At 54.4% G+C, this 15,411-nt stretch carries 15 protein-coding genes; 9 read left to right on the forward strand and 6 right to left on the reverse strand.

Features of this window, described 5'->3' with window-relative positions; all coding sequences use genetic code 11:
• Positions 1–72 precede the first annotated feature (72 nt).
• Positions 73–1,347 carry a phosphopyruvate hydratase gene (gene eno, locus AB9F29_RS13465; protein WP_369756047.1) on the forward strand — a complete coding sequence of 425 codons (1,275 nt, stop codon included), beginning with the start codon at positions 73–75 and terminating at the stop codon, positions 1,345–1,347.
• A gap of 61 nt (positions 1,348–1,408) precedes the next feature.
• Here eno and AB9F29_RS13470 read toward each other — a convergent pair whose 3' ends face one another.
• Positions 1,409–2,221, reverse strand: a complete 813-nt coding sequence (locus AB9F29_RS13470) for an ion transporter (RefSeq protein ID WP_335584238.1) — start codon at positions 2,219–2,221, stop codon at positions 1,409–1,411.
• 217 nt (positions 2,222–2,438) lie between these two features.
• Between AB9F29_RS13470 and AB9F29_RS13475 the strand changes: the two genes are divergently transcribed.
• Complete coding sequence (locus tag AB9F29_RS13475; protein ID WP_369756048.1) at positions 2,439–2,864, forward strand: cupin domain-containing protein; 426 nt, start codon at positions 2,439–2,441, stop codon at positions 2,862–2,864.
• 59 nt (positions 2,865–2,923) lie between these two features.
• Here AB9F29_RS13475 and AB9F29_RS13480 read toward each other — a convergent pair whose 3' ends face one another.
• Positions 2,924–4,042, reverse strand: a complete 1,119-nt coding sequence (locus AB9F29_RS13480) for an anhydro-N-acetylmuramic acid kinase (protein ID WP_369756049.1) — start codon at positions 4,040–4,042, stop codon at positions 2,924–2,926.
• 68 nt (positions 4,043–4,110) lie between these two features.
• Here AB9F29_RS13480 and tyrS point away from each other — a divergent pair, with 68 nt between their 5' ends.
• The gene (tyrS, locus tag AB9F29_RS13485) at positions 4,111–5,364 is read left to right on the forward strand and encodes a tyrosine--tRNA ligase (RefSeq protein ID WP_369756050.1); all 1,254 of its coding nucleotides are present in this window, start codon (positions 4,111–4,113) and stop codon (positions 5,362–5,364) included.
• Between the two features lie 42 nt (positions 5,365–5,406).
• On the opposite strand, the gene AB9F29_RS13490 is transcribed toward tyrS, so the two are convergent.
• The 3 genes from AB9F29_RS13490 to AB9F29_RS13500 form a co-directional block, all read right to left on the reverse strand.
• Positions 5,407–6,378, reverse strand: a complete 972-nt coding sequence (locus AB9F29_RS13490; protein ID WP_369756051.1) for a DUF3179 domain-containing protein — start codon at positions 6,376–6,378, stop codon at positions 5,407–5,409.
• 126 nt (positions 6,379–6,504) lie between these two features.
• Positions 6,505–7,119 carry a peptidylprolyl isomerase gene (locus tag AB9F29_RS13495; protein WP_369756052.1) on the reverse strand — a complete coding sequence of 205 codons (615 nt, stop codon included), beginning with the start codon at positions 7,117–7,119 and terminating at the stop codon, positions 6,505–6,507.
• Positions 7,112–7,618 carry a peptidylprolyl isomerase gene (locus AB9F29_RS13500; protein WP_039002075.1) on the reverse strand — a complete coding sequence of 169 codons (507 nt, stop codon included), beginning with the start codon at positions 7,616–7,618 and terminating at the stop codon, positions 7,112–7,114. Before AB9F29_RS13500 ends, AB9F29_RS13495 begins: the two co-directional genes overlap by 8 nt.
• 131 nt (positions 7,619–7,749) lie before the next feature.
• On the opposite strand from AB9F29_RS13500, the gene pgk reads away from it, so the two are divergent.
• From pgk to AB9F29_RS13530, 6 genes are all read left to right on the forward strand, one after another.
• Positions 7,750–8,928: a phosphoglycerate kinase gene (gene pgk / locus AB9F29_RS13505; protein WP_369756053.1), complete on the forward strand. Its 1,179-nt coding sequence runs from the start codon at positions 7,750–7,752 to the stop codon at positions 8,926–8,928.
• Positions 8,929–9,135: 207 nt separating this feature from the next.
• Positions 9,136–10,065 (forward strand): class I fructose-bisphosphate aldolase, encoded by a 930-nt coding sequence (locus AB9F29_RS13510; protein ID WP_369756054.1) that lies wholly within the window; start codon positions 9,136–9,138, stop codon positions 10,063–10,065.
• 180 nt (positions 10,066–10,245) lie between these two features.
• Entirely contained in the window at positions 10,246–10,548 is a 303-nt protein-coding gene (locus AB9F29_RS13515) for a septum formation initiator family protein (RefSeq protein ID WP_335584245.1), read from the forward strand.
• A gap of 139 nt (positions 10,549–10,687) precedes the next feature.
• Positions 10,688–11,677: a pyruvate dehydrogenase (acetyl-transferring) E1 component subunit alpha gene (gene pdhA, locus AB9F29_RS13520; RefSeq protein ID WP_369756055.1), complete on the forward strand. Its 990-nt coding sequence runs from the start codon at positions 10,688–10,690 to the stop codon at positions 11,675–11,677.
• Positions 11,678–11,699: 22 nt separating this feature from the next.
• Positions 11,700–13,082, forward strand: coding sequence for a pyruvate dehydrogenase complex E1 component subunit beta (locus AB9F29_RS13525; RefSeq protein WP_369756056.1), 1,383 nt, complete (start codon positions 11,700–11,702; stop codon positions 13,080–13,082).
• An 11-nt stretch (positions 13,083–13,093) separates the two neighbouring features.
• Entirely contained in the window at positions 13,094–14,380 is a 1,287-nt protein-coding gene (locus AB9F29_RS13530) for a pyruvate dehydrogenase complex dihydrolipoamide acetyltransferase (RefSeq protein WP_369756057.1), read from the forward strand.
• Between the two features lie 76 nt (positions 14,381–14,456).
• Here AB9F29_RS13530 and cysE read toward each other — a convergent pair whose 3' ends face one another.
• A complete protein-coding gene (cysE, locus tag AB9F29_RS13535) occupies positions 14,457–15,260 on the reverse strand; it encodes a serine O-acetyltransferase (protein ID WP_039002068.1) in 804 nt (267 codons plus the stop codon).
• Positions 15,261–15,411 lie beyond the last annotated feature (151 nt).

Genomic DNA, 15,411 nt, shown 5'->3' on the forward strand with positions numbered 1-15,411 from the left:
TTGACGTGAGCCCCCCCCTTGCGTAAAAGGCCCTTGGCCCTCCCGTGATTTGTTTCAAAAGGACATCCCTACATGACCACGATCATCGATATCTTTGCCCGCGAAATTCTCGACAGCCGGGGCAACCCCACCGTTGAAGTCGACGTCACCCTCGAAGACGGCACAATGGGCCGCGCCGCTGTCCCTTCTGGTGCCTCCACTGGCGCTTATGAAGCCGTTGAAATGCGCGACGGCGACAAATCCCGCTACATGGGCAAAGGCGTTTTGAACGCAGTTGCCGCGGTAAACGGCGAGATCGCCGAAGCCCTCGTTGGCTGGGACGCCACCGAACAAGAAGCCATCGACGCGACCATGATCGAACTCGACGGCACCCCAAACAAAGCCCGCCTCGGCGCCAACGCCATCCTCGGCGTTTCCCTCGCAGTGGCAAAAGCCGCCGCCGAAGCTTCCGGTCAACCGCTCTACCGCTATATCGGTGGCACCTCCGCGCGCGTTCTGCCCGTACCCATGATGAACATCATCAATGGCGGCGAGCACGCCGACAACCCAATCGACATCCAAGAATTCATGATCATGCCGGTCTCCGCGACCAACATCCGCGACGCCATCCGCATGGGCGCTGAAATCTTCCACACGTTGAAAAAAGAACTCTCCGACGCGGGCTACAGCACAGCAATCGGCGACGAAGGCGGCTTCGCACCAGCCCTTTCTTCTACCCGTGATGCGCTTGATTTCATCCTCAAAGCGATTGAAAAAGCAGGCTACAAACCCGGCGAAGACATCTACCTCGCGCTCGATTGCGCCGCTTCTGAATACTACAAAGACGGCAAATACGAGATGAAGGGCGAAGGCATTTCGCTTACCTCCGCAGAAAACGTCGCCTACCTCGCCAAACTCGCCGCCGACTACCCGATCATCTCGATTGAGGATGGCTGTGACGAAGACGATTGGGACGGCTGGAAGCTTCTCAACGACACCATCGGCGATAAAATCCAACTCGTGGGCGACGATCTTTTCGTGACCAACCCCGAGCGCCTCGCAATGGGCATCGAACGCGGTTCCGCAAACGCAATGCTTGTGAAAGTAAACCAAATCGGCACGCTTTCCGAAACATTGAAAGCCGTCGATATGGCCCACCGCGCGCGCATGACCAACGTGATGTCGCACCGTTCTGGTGAAACCGAAGACGCCACAATCGCCGACCTCGCGGTCGCAACAAACTGTGGCCAAATCAAAACCGGCTCCCTCTCGCGCTCCGACCGTCTGGCCAAATACAACCAGTTGATCCGCATCGAAGAAGCCCTCGGCGAAACCGCCGTCTACGCTGGCCGCTCGATCCTAAAATAAGCGTCTGAATTCTCGGAAAGCCCTCGCCAATCGCGGGGGCTTTTTGCGTTCTAGGGGCCGTTTATTCCGCCGCCCGAACCCTTTGAAGCGCCGCCACCTCTGCGCGCAACGCCCGCACTTCCTGCAAGATCATCGAGGTTTCCGCCGACATCGCTTCGCGCTCATCATGCGCCTCCGCACTCTGCTGCGACTGCATTGCATCCACAATCACACCAATAAACAGGTTCAACACCGCAAAGGCCGTCATCACGATAAACGGTACAAACAACACCCACGACCACGGGTAAATCTCCATGACGGGGCGCACGATGCCCATCGACCAGCTTTCAAGCGTCATAATCTGGAACAGCGTATAGGCCGAAGCGCCCAACGTCCCAAACCAGTCTGGAAAGGCCACGGCATAAAGTTTGGTCGAAATAACCGCGAAAACAAAGAAGATAAGCCCCAATAACAGGACAATCGCGCCCATCCCCGGCAAGGCCTGCATAAGCCCATTCACCACGCGGCGCATCGACGGCACCGTCGAAACCAAGCGCAAAACCCGCAAAATACGGAACGCCCGCAAAACAGCCAACGGTCCAACCGCAGGCAGCAAGGCAACCGCAACAATCGTGAAGTCAAAGATACGCCAAGGGTCGCGCCAGAATCCCCGAAAATCAACGGAAAGCCGCAGCAAAATCTCAACGACAAACAGCCCAAGAATAGTGACATCCATCACTTTTAGAAACGGTCCAGCAAATTTCATCGCTTGCGGCACGGTCTCCAACGCCAAAACAATCGCATTCACCACCACCAACACAATGATCGTCGGCTCAAACAGCCTATGATTTACAATTTGCTCAAGTCGTTTGCGAAGCATGCGAATTTTATCCATTTTTGGGCCAAGGGGAACGGCTGCTGCTTACGCTATTTTCAGGATCACATGCAAGCAAGCCCTCCGTCGCTTCTGCTATGATCCGCCGATCCGACGCGCCGAAAAATTGTGCTGTAAACGAAAATCGGATTTTGCATGAATTGACAAAGGATTAGGCAACCGTTTCTATACCTCATACTTTATGAACGTCTCGCCCCAAAGCCCCTGAGGTTCCTCCATGCAAACAGCCGACAAAATCATCGCCCAACTCAACCTCGCGCCGCACCCCGAAGGCGGCTATTACCGCCAAACGTGGCAAGCCGACAACGCAGGTCGCGCAGCGGGGACCTGCATTTATTTTCTGCTGAAAGAGGGCGAAGCAAGCCATTGGCACTGGGTCGATGCCGCCGAGATTTGGCACTATTACGCGGGGGCGACGTTAACACTTTCCATCGCCGAAGCCGCCCAAGGCCCCGCCATTGACCACTGCCTTGGCCCCGACGTGCTCGCCGATCAAACCCCGCAAATTCTCGTGCCGCCAAACCACTGGCAAGCCGCCAAAACCGACGGCGCGTTTACCCTTGTTGGCTGCACCGTTTCGCCCGGATTTGAATTTGCGAAATTCACCCTCGCCCCGCCAGATTTCGACATCCCGCGCGGCTAGTTTCCGGCTCAAAAATGTTTAAAAACTTTAAAAAAGCCCCTCTCAGGAGTTTAAAGTTTTTAAACTTCCTTGCGTAACGCCCCCGTCGGCTCGCTCAAAATGCCGCCGCCAATCGGCACCCGCACCCCCGTCGTTCCGGGGGCCGAGGTCGTCAAACCGCGCGCAACCCGCACGGCCAAAAACCCGAATGCCTGCGCCTCAAGCATGTCCCCATCAAGGCCAGCATTCTCAACCGGCGCCACAGGACAGTCCATAAACATCGACAACATCGACATCAAAGTGACGTTTTTGCGCCCACCTCCACAGACCAAAACCCCCTGCGGAGGGCTCGGACAATGCTCCAAACCCTTCGCCGCCGAAGCGGCCACCATGGCCGTCACCGTCGCCACCGCATCGGCGTCATCCATATGACCAACCCAATCCGCGATATCCGGAAAACTGTCTCTATCCAATGACTTAGGAGGCATTCTATAGAAATATGCATCCTCGAGAAACTGCTCAACCAGCGCCTCGTCAACCTCGCCATCCGCCGCCAAAGCGCCATCTTTGTCAAAAGATTCTCCGCGACGCGCGAGCATGAGATCATTGATCGGCGCATTCGCAGGCCCCGTATCAAACGCGAGCAACGCACCATCCTCTTCGGGATAACTGGCACTGGGATCAACCCACGTCATATTGCCAACCCCGCCCAAATTCAAAAACACAATCGGCCCTTCGGTGCCAATAAATTTAGCACAGGCAAAGTGGAAAAACGGCGCAAGCGGCGCACCTTCCCCCCCCATTTCCACATCGCTCGACCGAAAATCCCACACCACCGGACAGTCCAAAACCTCCGCCAAAACACGGCCATTTCCGGCCTGATGTGTGCCACGGCCATGAGGTTCATGAGAAAGAGTTTGTCCATGGAAGCCAATGAGTTGCGGGCGCTGAAACTGGCTCAAAACATTGGCGTGGACGGTCTCGACCGCCTCAGCAGCCTCCTCCACACCAGCATCCCCTGGCCACAGTCCAAAGGCCGCCGCAATCGGCGCGCTCTCTTCGGAAGAATACGGATGATACGCACTTTCACCAAACTCAAAGATTTCCTCGCCATCCGTCAAAATTGCAGCGGCATCGACCCCGTCAAGCGACGTTCCAGACATCGTTCCGATCGACCAAATTGCCCCAGCTTCCAACATGTACTTCCCCTTTGTGCGCAGCCCCCCTATACCCAGAGGCGTTAACGAATAGAATGGACCAAATGACGATGACCTACCACCCAAAATCAGAGTTTATGCGTGTGATGATCGACCGCGGTTATTTGGCCGACTGCACCGATTATCAATCGCTCGACGAAGCGCTGATCGCAGGCGTCGTTCCGGCCTATATCGGGTTTGACGCCACGGCGAATTCCTTGCACGTGGGCAGCTTGATACAAATCATGATGCTGCGCTGGCTGCAAAAATCTGGCCACAAACCGATCGTTTTGATGGGCGGCGGCACGACCAAGGTTGGCGACCCTTCCTTTCGGGCGGATGAGAGGCCTTTGTTAACGGATGACCAAATCAACGCCAATATCGACGGCATCAAACAGGTGTTCTCGGCCTATGTTACCTTTGGTGACGGCCCAACCGACGCCGAGATGGTGAACAACGCCGAATGGCTTGATGGCTTGAACTATCTTGAGTTTTTACGCGACATTGGGCGGCACTTCTCGGTCAACCGTATGTTGGCGTTTGAAAGCGTGAAATCGCGCCTTGATCGTGAACAGAGTCTGAGCTTCCTTGAATTCAACTACATGATTCTCCAAGCCTATGATTTCCTTGAACTAAATCGTCGTTACGGCTGTCTCCTTCAGCTTGGCGGGTCGGATCAATGGGGCAATATTGTCAACGGGATCGACCTGACGCGCCGCGTTTTGGATCACCAGATTTATGGCATGACCTCACCGCTTTTGACGACGTCGGACGGCAAGAAAATGGGCAAGTCTCAAGATGGCGCGGTTTGGTTGAACCCTGCGATGCGCAGCCCGTATGAATTCTGGCAATTCTGGCGCAATACGACCGATGCTGATGTGGGCCGCTTCCTTAAGCTTTATACCGAGTTGCCGATTGAGGAATGTGACCGTTTGGGCGCCCTTGAAGGGTCCGAAATCAACGCTGCGAAAATCCTCCTCGCCAATGAGGTCACGACCCTCGCGCATGGTGCAGAGGCCGCAAAGACCGCCGAAGCGACGGCACGCGAAGTGTTTGAAAAGGGCGGGATTGGCGACGACTTACCGACCGTAACCCTGAGCGTCGATGACATTGGTGACGGGATTTCCATCGTCCAACTCTTGGTCAAATCGGGCTTGGTGAAATCAGGCAAAGAAGCCAAACGCCTGATCTCGGAAAACGGTGCAAAGGTTAACGACGAAGCCCTTACGGACGCTGGCATGATGATCGATATTGCGGCGCTTGCGGCCCCGATGAAGCTGAGCGCGGGCAAGAAACGCCACGCCTTGATTGTTGCACAAGGCTAATCACCGAAGTTACTGGAAAACGCGCCCATTGCGGCGCGTTTTCTATTTGAGCATCCATTTTCCGTCTGGCCAAAAGGCGTGAAACGCAAAGGCAAACAGCACGTCATGCGGCACATCCGCACCTGTGCGCGCGTCGTTTACGCGGATCGACCCCACATCGCGACTCTTGGAAATATCAGCCTTGTCCAGCGCACTGTTTTGCCCTGCGCGCCAAGTGATTTTGACCCCATTTTCAGTGACTTCGCCAGCCTCTGAGAGGCGATCCAGCGGCCATGCTGCATCCCCGACACGGACCACGCGCATCAGGGGCGAAATGCCATGTGGCGGATTTTCACCCCGATATAAAAACGGCTGACTTGAACTGTCATAGCCACGATAGGGATTCTGGCCATAACTACGCGGCCAGTCTGGCTCCTTCATCACAAGGCCATTTGGATTGCGCGCCTTGAACTGGTCAAAACCCTCCATCCATGCGGGCAATTGCGTGAGTTCGTCGCCCGTATGCACGCCAACAATTCCGGTTCCAATCGCTTGTTGCCACCAGCTTTCGGTCTCGCGATCAAACATCACCATATCCGAGTTGCGCAGCTTGCCTGACACGCCAAATGTGAGCAAATCACCTCCCAAACGGCGATCAAAAACCATGCCGGAGTTGCACAGGGGACAGAAGGTCACGGCCACAGGGGTATCGCCCACGTCATCATTGACGATTTCATGCCATGTGAGATAGCGGATTGGGTAGGCGCGCGGCGTTTCCCCTTTTATTTCCAACGTGATAACCGGCTCGCGGCCACCGATTTTTGCCTCGTCAGAAGCGGCTATAAATGACGGATCTGACAGGGCTGGAATGCCATCTTTGGGCGGGCCACCGGAGAGGATTTCGAACCAATCGTCAATGGTTGTGGTGGTGAAATCGGTGCTGGGCCATTCGGATTTCCACGCATCGGGATTTGCCGCTGCAAGGCTTGCGCTGCAGATAAAAACAAGGGTCAATAGATGGGACTTGGGTGTCATAGCTTCCTCCTGTTGATCAGAGGAGTGTGACAAGGACGGGCCGCGAAATATAGCCCCTCTCACGCGGTCTTGAACCCGCGTCATTCCGTAAAAAAGCGCCCACCGTTTGAGGGCGGGCGCTAAATTTTATTCTACGACGGTAACTGTCGACATATAGTCAGGGTCGGAAACCGATCCGCCCTGCCCTGTGCCGAGTTTGATCGCGTCAACCACGTCCATACCTGCGATCACATGGCCGACAACGGTGTATTGACCGTCCAAATGAGGCGCAGGAGCGAACATGATGAAGAACTGGCTGTTCGCAGAATCGGGGCTTTGAGAACGGGCCATGCCCACGGCGCCGCGGTTGAACGTCTCAGCCGAGAATTCGGCTTTCAGATCCTCATAAACCGAACCGCCAGTGCCCGCGAGATTCAAATCTCCGTCCATCTTCGCGTTTTCAACGTCGCCTGTTTGCGCCATGAAACCGTCGATAACACGGTGAAATGCCACATTGTCATAGGCGCCTTCGTTGGCGAGGGTCACGATACGTTCGACGTGTTTTGGAGCAACTTCGGACAAAAGATCGATGACGATCTGCCCTTCGGTGCCACCAGCGACCTCAATCACGAGGTTCGGGCCGGGGCCGTCTTCGGCGAGCGCGGTCTGTGCATTTGCGGTTTGATCCATCATGAACCAAGCGCCAAAAACAGCGACGCCCAGAATGCCAAGACCCGCTGCAATCATGTCATTGTTACGCATCGGCGGCAACTTTCATGCTGATCATACGATCGGGGTTTTCCGGAGGCTCGCCCACAACGATTGCGTCGACGTGTTCCATGCCTGACTTCACTTGACCATAGACAGTGTATTGACCGTTCAAGAAGTCATTGTCGGAAAAGTTGATGAAAAACTGGGAGTTAGCCGAGTTTGGGTTGGCCGAACGTGCCGCGCCAATAGAACCGCGTGCGTGGGGAATTTTGGAGAATTCTGCGGGAACATCAGGCATCTCGGAGGCACCAGTGCCAGCGCGACGCAGGTTAAAATCGTTTTCCATGTTGCCATGCGCCACGTCGCCAGTTTGCGCCATAAAGCCAGGGATGACGCGGTGGAACGCAACGTTGTCATAGGCACCAGAGCGCGCCAGTTCTTTCATCCGTGCAACGTGGGCAGGTGCCACATCAGGAAGCAATTCGATGACGACGGTGCCGCCTTTTAGTTCGAGCAAGATTGTGTTTTCGGGATCTTTGTAATCAGTCATTTCAATGTCCTTATAGCGTGGTTTTACTAAACTTATGCGCGATAGAGCCAAAGGAAAAGAGGCAAATGCTTGACGCGAGCCGCAAGATACTGTGTGAAAGGGCAAATCACCTTCAAAACAGGAGCCGACACATGGCTTGGAAATCCCTCGACGACATGGATCTCGCCCAACAACGCGTATTGGTCCGCGTGGATATCAACGTGCCAGTTGCCGATGGCGTCGTTACCGACGACACGCGCATTCAACGTATCGTGCCGACGGTACGCGATATTTTGGCCCGTGGTGGCAAGCCCATTTTGATGGCGCATTACGGTCGTCCCAAGGGACAAGTGGTTCCAGAGATGAGCTTGCGGATCGTTTTGCCCGCGCTTTCTGCGGCCCTTGGCCAAGACGTTCTGTTTGCCGACGGGCAATACGGCGCAGCGGTTGAGGCGATGAAAGACGGTGAAGTTTTGTTGCTGGAAAACCTCCGGTTTGCGCCGGGTGAAGAGAAAAACGACCCGGCCTTTGCCGCGCGTTTGGCCGGATTGGGCGACATTTACTGCAACGACGCGTTTTCCGCCGCCCACCGCGCACATGCTTCCACCGAAGCGATCGCGCGCCTTTTGCCGTCCTGTGCAGGCCGTTTAATGCAGGCGGAATTGTCCGCGCTTGAGGGCGCGCTTAGCACCCCGAAACGCCCCGTAATGGCGGTTGTTGGTGGCGCGAAAGTCTCTACAAAACTTGAACTTTTGGGCAATTTGGTGGCCAAAGTTGATCACCTTGTCATCGGCGGCGGCATGGCGAATACCTTCCTTGCGGCGCAGGGCATCAATGTTGGCAAATCACTGGCCGAACATGAGATGACAGGCACGGCGTTGGAGATTTTGGCCAAGGCTAAAACCGCCAATTGTAATGTGATCCTGCCCGTAGATGTTGTGGTTGCGTGGGAATTTGCCGCGAATACAAAGAACGAAACTGTTGCCGCCGACGCCTGCCCCGCCGACGCGATGATTTTGGATGCTGGCCCCGCCACGGTCGCGATTATTTCGCAAGCTATGGCCGCCAGTGAAACCCTGATTTGGAATGGCCCCCTTGGTGCGTTTGAAATTGCACCGTTTGATACCGCGACCAATGCGGCGGCCGAGCAAGCCGCAGCCATGACCAAAGCGGGCACGTTGATTTCGGTTGCAGGTGGCGGTGACACCGTGGCCGCGCTTAACAAAACCGGGGCCGCTGAGGACTTCACCTATATCTCAACCGCTGGTGGCGCTTTTCTTGAGTGGATGGAAGGCAAAACCCTTCCGGGCGTTGCCGCTCTCGAAGGGTAATTTTTCTCAATAATCCAAAAGGCGCGCCCCGAAATGGCGCGCCTTTTTTTTGCGCAACTTTGTTCCATTATGTGAAATTCAACGCATCATTTCAGCCCGTTAGCGCAATCATCCGTCATGTTAACGCTATCAAACTTGAAACCACCTCCCTGCTCTGTATGACGACCCTATGGCCCAAAAATCATCTGCCAAAGAGGACATCATCCCATGAGAGCTACCCCCATCGTTCAGCAAATTCTTTCCAAATATGAAGGCGAGACACCCGGCGTAAAAGCCAATCTCTGCCGCATCCTGATGAACGGGGAACTCGGAGGCACGGGGAAAGTGATCATCCTTCCCGTGGATCAAGGGTTTGAACATGGTGGCGCACGCAGCTTCGCGGCCAACCCTGCCGCCTATGACCCCCACTATCACTATCAACTTGCCATCGACGCGGGCCTCAATGCTTTTGCCGCGCCGCTTGGTTTGCTTGAAGCTGGGGCAGACACTTTTGCAGGGCAAATCCCGACGATCCTCAAGGTGAACTCGGCGAATTCCTTGATCCCCAATGCGGCTCTGAAAGACCAAGCGATTACCGCAAGTGTTGACGATGCGCTGCGCATTGGCGCCTCGGCGATTGGCTTCACAATCTACCCCGGCTCCTCAGCTGGGCTTGATATGTTCGAAGAAATCAGCGCTATGCGCGAAGAAGCCGCGACCAAAGGTGTGGCGACGGTAATCTGGTCCTACCCTCGCGGCGAAGCGCTTGATAAAAATGGTGAAACTGCGATCGATATCGCGGCCTACGCGGCGCAAATCGCGGCCCTTCTTGGGGCACATATCATCAAAATCAAGCTCTCGACCGACCATCTCTCCCTCCCTGAAGCCAAAGCGGTTTATGAGGAACAGAAGATTGATATCTCGACCCAAGCTGCGCGCGTGAAGCATTGCATGGACGCGAGTTTTGCCGGTCGTCGAATTGTTGTTTTCTCGGGCGGCGCCAAAAAGGGTGCGGACAGTGTGTATGACGATGCCCGCGCCATTCGCGACGGTGGCGGCAATGGGTCGATCATTGGCCGCAACAGTTTCCAACGGGATCGCGCCGATGCGCTGGCCATGTTGAGCAAGCTGGTCAACATCTACAAAGGCAACGAATAGGCCTCCTTCGCGCCAGTTCAAAAAACAATCAAAACCCCGGACACTCGTCTGGGTTTTTTTCGTTTTAGAACAGTGTCGTAAAAAAGTGATCATTCTGTGAATCAAGGGATTCACATGGGGAATCACTTGTGCCATAAAGAAAAGGTGATCCTCCATAGAAGGGGACGCAATGAGGCAGATATGAGTTATGTGAAGAAACGCCCCGCATATGGGGTTCTATTGTTCGGTGCTGGCGCGGTTGCGCTGTCCGTCTATTTTACCTTTGCCGCCGTTCAAGGCGATTACGGGGTGTTTCATCGCATTCAAATTCAAGCAGAAGTTGAAGTGCTCAAGGGTGAGTTGGAGGCCATTTCAGGTGAAGTGCGCGTGATGAAGAATAAGACCCATCGCCTGTCGGATGAGTACCTTGATCTTGATCTTCTGGATGAGCAAGCCCGCACCGTTCTTGGCCTTGTGCGCAGCAACGAAATCGTCGTTCGTTAATCTGTTAACGCGCTGAATTAACTCCCCCTTTAGGGAGCCGTAAATTTCTCCCTCGCTTTTTGCTCCCGTATGGAATATATATAGTTTAACGTTAAACTATATTCAAATCCACCTTTGCTTAGCGATAGAGGAGAAACCTATGGCCGCTCGGAAAACGTCAAAGAAACCAAATGTTTCTAAAGACGAACTGCTTACATATTACCGCGAAATGTTATTGATCCGTCGATTCGAAGAAAAAGCGGGACAGCTTTATGGCATGGGTTTGATCGGTGGTTTCTGTCACCTGTACATTGGCCAAGAGGCCGTTGTGGTTGGCATTGAGGCCGCGACCGAAGAAGGCGACAAACGCGTCACCTCTTACCGCGATCACGGACATATGTTGGCCTGTGGCATGGACCCTAAAGGCGTTATGGCAGAACTTACCGGCCGCGAAGGTGGCTATTCCAAAGGTAAGGGCGGCTCAATGCACATGTTTAGCAAAGAGAAGAACTTCTACGGCGGCCACGGTATTGTTGGCGCACAGGTGCCAATTGGTGCGGGTCTTGCTTTTGCCGACAAATATCTCGGCAACGACCGCGTATCCTTTGCCTATTTCGGCGATGGCGCAGCGAACCAAGGACAGGTTTACGAGACATTCAACATGGCTTCCCTTTGGAAATTGCCCGTTGTCTTCGTGATTGAGAACAACCAATACGCCATGGGCACCAGCCTTCAGCGCGCCTCCTCCTCCCCCGAACTTTATACCCGCGGCGCAGGGTTTTCGATCCCCGGCGAAGCGGTCGATGGCATGGATGTGCTCGCGGTCAAAGAAGCAGCAGCCAAAGCCATTGCCCATTGTCGCGCTGGCGAAGGCCCTTATATTCTCGAAATGAAAACATATCGTTATCGTGGTCACTCAATGTCGGATCCGGCGAAATATCGCACGCGTGAAGAAGTTCAGAAGATGCGCGAAGAACGCGATTGTATCGATCAAGTGCGCACGATGTTGCTGACCGGTAATCACGCGACCGAAGATGAGCTAAAAGCCATCGACAAAGAGATCAAAGCGACCGTGAACGAGGCGGCAGAATTTGCCAAAGAAAGCCCCGAACCCGCGCTTTCCGAACTTTACACTGACATTTACGCCTAAGCGGACAGAGGAGACTTATACAATGGCTACAGAAATTCTAATGCCCGCGCTTTCCCCGACTATGGAGGAAGGCACATTGGCAAAATGGCTGGTTAAAGAAGGCGACGTTATCGAGAGCGGCATGATTATGGCCGAGATCGAGACCGACAAAGCGACGATGGAATTCGAAGCGGTCGATGAAGGTGTGATGGGCAAAATCCTGATCGCGGAGGGCACCGAAGGCGTCCCCGTCAACACACCGATTGCGATCTTGCTCGAAGAAGGCGACGACGCCAACGCCACGCCCGCGGCAGCGGCCACACCCGATGCCGCCACAGCTACTACATCTGCGGCGGTTGAGGCTGCGGCCCCTACCCCTGCGGTTGCAGCAGCGCCTGTACAGGTCAAAGTGCCAGACGAAACCGAAATCCCAGCGGGCACCGAAATGCGCCCAACAACAGTTCGCGAAGCCATCCGCGACGCGATGTCCGAAGAAATGCGACGCGACGACACCGTGTTCCTCATGGGCGAAGAAGTTGCAGAATACGAAGGCGCTTATAAGATTTCGCAAGGCATGTTGAATGAGTTTGGCGCCAAGCGCGTGATCGACACCCCAATCACCGAGCATGGGTTTGCGGGCATTGCCACCGGCGCGTCGTTCGGCGGTTTGCGTCCGATTGTGGAGTTCATGACCTTCAACTTCGCGATGCAAGCGATTGACCAAATCCTCAATTCAGCCGCCAAAACGCTATATATGTCGGGCGGTCAAATGGGGGCGCCTATGGTGTTCCGTGGACCAAACGGTGCTGCGGCTCGTGTTGGCGCTCAGCACAGCCAGTGTTATGCGGCATGGTATGCGGCAATCCCCGGCCTTAAAGTTGTCATGCCCTATTCGGCGGCAGACGCTAAAGGATTGATGAAAACCGCGATCCGCGACAACAACCCAGTGATCTTCCTTGAGAACGAAATTCTCTATGGCAAGACTTTTGATGTGCCAGTCATGGATGATTTCACCGTGCCGTTTGGTAAGGCCAAAATCTGGCGTGAAGGCACGGATGTGACCATCGTGTCCTTTGGGATTGGCATGACTTATTCCCTCGAAGCTGCGGATAAATTGGCCGAAGAAGGCATCTCGGCTGAGGTCATCGATCTGCGCACCCTGCGCCCGATCGACTATGACACGGTTCTGAAATCTGTGATGAAAACAAACCGTTGTGTGACTGTCGAAGAAGGCTATCCGGTGGGTGCCATCGGCAACCACATCTCGGCCACGATTATGGAACGCGCCTTTGACTATTTGGATGCACCCGTAATCAATTGCACAGGCAAGGACGTTCCGATGCCCTATGCTGCCAACCTTGAAAAACTTGCCTTGATCACAACGGCTGAAGTAATCGCCGCTGTGAAACAAGTAACTTATCGTTAAGGAGAAACCGGATGCCAATCGAAATACTCATGCCCGCGCTTTCTCCCACAATGGAAGAAGGCACTCTTGCTAAATGGCTCGTGAAGGAAGGCGATACCGTGTCTTCTGGCGACCTGATTGCGGAAATTGAAACCGACAAGGCCACGATGGAATTTGAAGCCGTGGACGAAGGCGTTATTGGTAAAATCCTCGTTGCCGAAGGCTCCGAGGGCGTTGCCGTCAACACACTGATTGCTGTCCTCTTAGAGGATGGCGAAAGTGCAAGTGACATTGGTGCACCTGCTGCGGCTAAGAAAACAGAAGCCGCACCAGCAAAAGCAGAAAGTGTAGAAACAAGCCCAGCTGCCGCGTCCACCCCAGCAGCCCCCGCTGCGGCCTCGGGTGAACGCCTCTTCGCCTCCCCACTTGCGCGGCGTATTGCTGCGGATAAAGGTCTCGACTTGAGCGCTATTTCAGGATCGGGTCCAAAAGGACGGATCGTAAAAGCTGATGTAGAGAATGCAACGGCAGCGCCTAAATCCGCGCCAGCCACTTCTGCGGCTCCAGCCAAAGCGGCCCTAGCAACCGGAGCAGATGCAAGCCAAGTTGCCAAGATGTACGCAGATCGCGACTACGAAGAAATCACCCTTGACGGTATGCGCAAAACAATTGCTGCCCGCCTGACCGAAGCCAAGCAAACGGTGCCGCACTTCTATCTACGCCGTGATATCAAACTTGATGCTTTACTCAAATTCCGTGGCACCCTCAACAAGCAGCTTGAAGCCCGTGGAGTAAAACTCTCGGTCAATGACTTCATCATCAAAGCGGTGGCGCTCGCCCTGCAACAAGTGCCTGAAGCCAACGCCGTATGGGCTGGGGATCGTGTTCTTCAGATGAAATCCTCGGATGTTGCGGTAGCCGTCGCCATTGAAGGCGGTCTGTTTACCCCAGTGCTCCAAGATTCGCAGATGAAATCGCTCTCTGCCCTCTCCGCCGAGATGAAAGATTTGGCGGCGCGCGCGCGGACTCGCAAACTTGCGCCACACGAATATCAGGGCGGATCGTTCGCGATTTCAAACCTCGGTATGTTTGGCATCGACAACTTTGACGCCATCGTGAATCCACCCCATGCCGGCATTTTGGCTGTGGGCGCGGGCAAGAAACGCCCTGTGGTTGGCGACGACGGCGAACTAACAGTCGCGACAGTTATGTCCGTCACCATGTCGGTCGACCACCGTGTTATTGACGGGGCGATTGGGGCAAACCTACTCAATGCAATCGTTGAAAACCTCGAAAACCCGATTGCGATGCTGGCCTAATTAGAAGTTACTGTTCAAACAAAAACGCCGGCGCTGTGAAGCGCCGGCGTTTTTTGCTTTCAGTGTTCGTAAATCCCTATTTACCGATCACTTGGTTCATTGAAATCGAAGGCTGAGGGCATCCCGCTTCGCCCACAACCTTGGCAGGCACGCCAGCAACAGTTGTGCATGGCGGTACTTCGTGAAGTACAACCGAACCTGCCGCAATCCGACTGCAACGTCCGACTTTAATGTTGCCAAGAATTTTCGCGCCAGCGCCAATCAAGACGCCATCACCGATTTTCGGGTGGCGGTCGCCGCTCTCTTTGCCCGTGCCACCTAGGGTCACCGACTGCAAGATTGAAACGTTGTCGCCAACCACTGCGGTGCCACCGATAACAATCGAATGGGCGTGATCCATCATAATGCCTTTGCCGACTCTGGCCGCCGGATGTATATCGATGCCAAAGGCTTCGGAAATACGCATTTGTAAAAAGAACGCCATATCGAAACGCTCTTTTTTCCACAACCAGTGCCCAATCCGATAGGCTTGCATGGCCTGAAATCCTTTGAAGTAAAGGATGGGCTGAATATAACGATTACAGGCTGGATCCCGTTCGTTCACGGCAACAAGGTCTGCACGCGCGGCTTCAATCAAACTCGGATCGTCGGCATAAGCTTGATCTGCAATTTCCCGCAGTATCTGTTCCGACATTTCCGGCGACGCCAGCTTTAACGACAAACGGTACGCCAAGGCACCTTCTAGAGACGCATGATGCAGGAGAGAGCCGTGTAACATGCCGCCCATCAAAGGCTCGTCACGCACCGCCTCCTCTGCTTCATGGCAAATTCGCGACCAGACAGGATCAATCTCACTAATGTTTTTCTGCGCTTTCGCCATGATGTACCCTTTCAATTTCACCCCAGTCTACAACAGATAGGGAGAAATCAACAATCGCAAAGGTGTGATACAACATATTCGAAGAAGTTATGGAACTATGCTCGGTTTCGTTGCTTCATGCGCCACGCCAATAAACATTCAAATGTTAGCG

The organism is Falsihalocynthiibacter sp. S25ZX9 (assembly GCF_041205405.1).
In the GTDB taxonomy this organism is placed as follows: Bacteria; Pseudomonadota; Alphaproteobacteria; order Rhodobacterales; family Rhodobacteraceae; genus Falsihalocynthiibacter; species Falsihalocynthiibacter arcticus.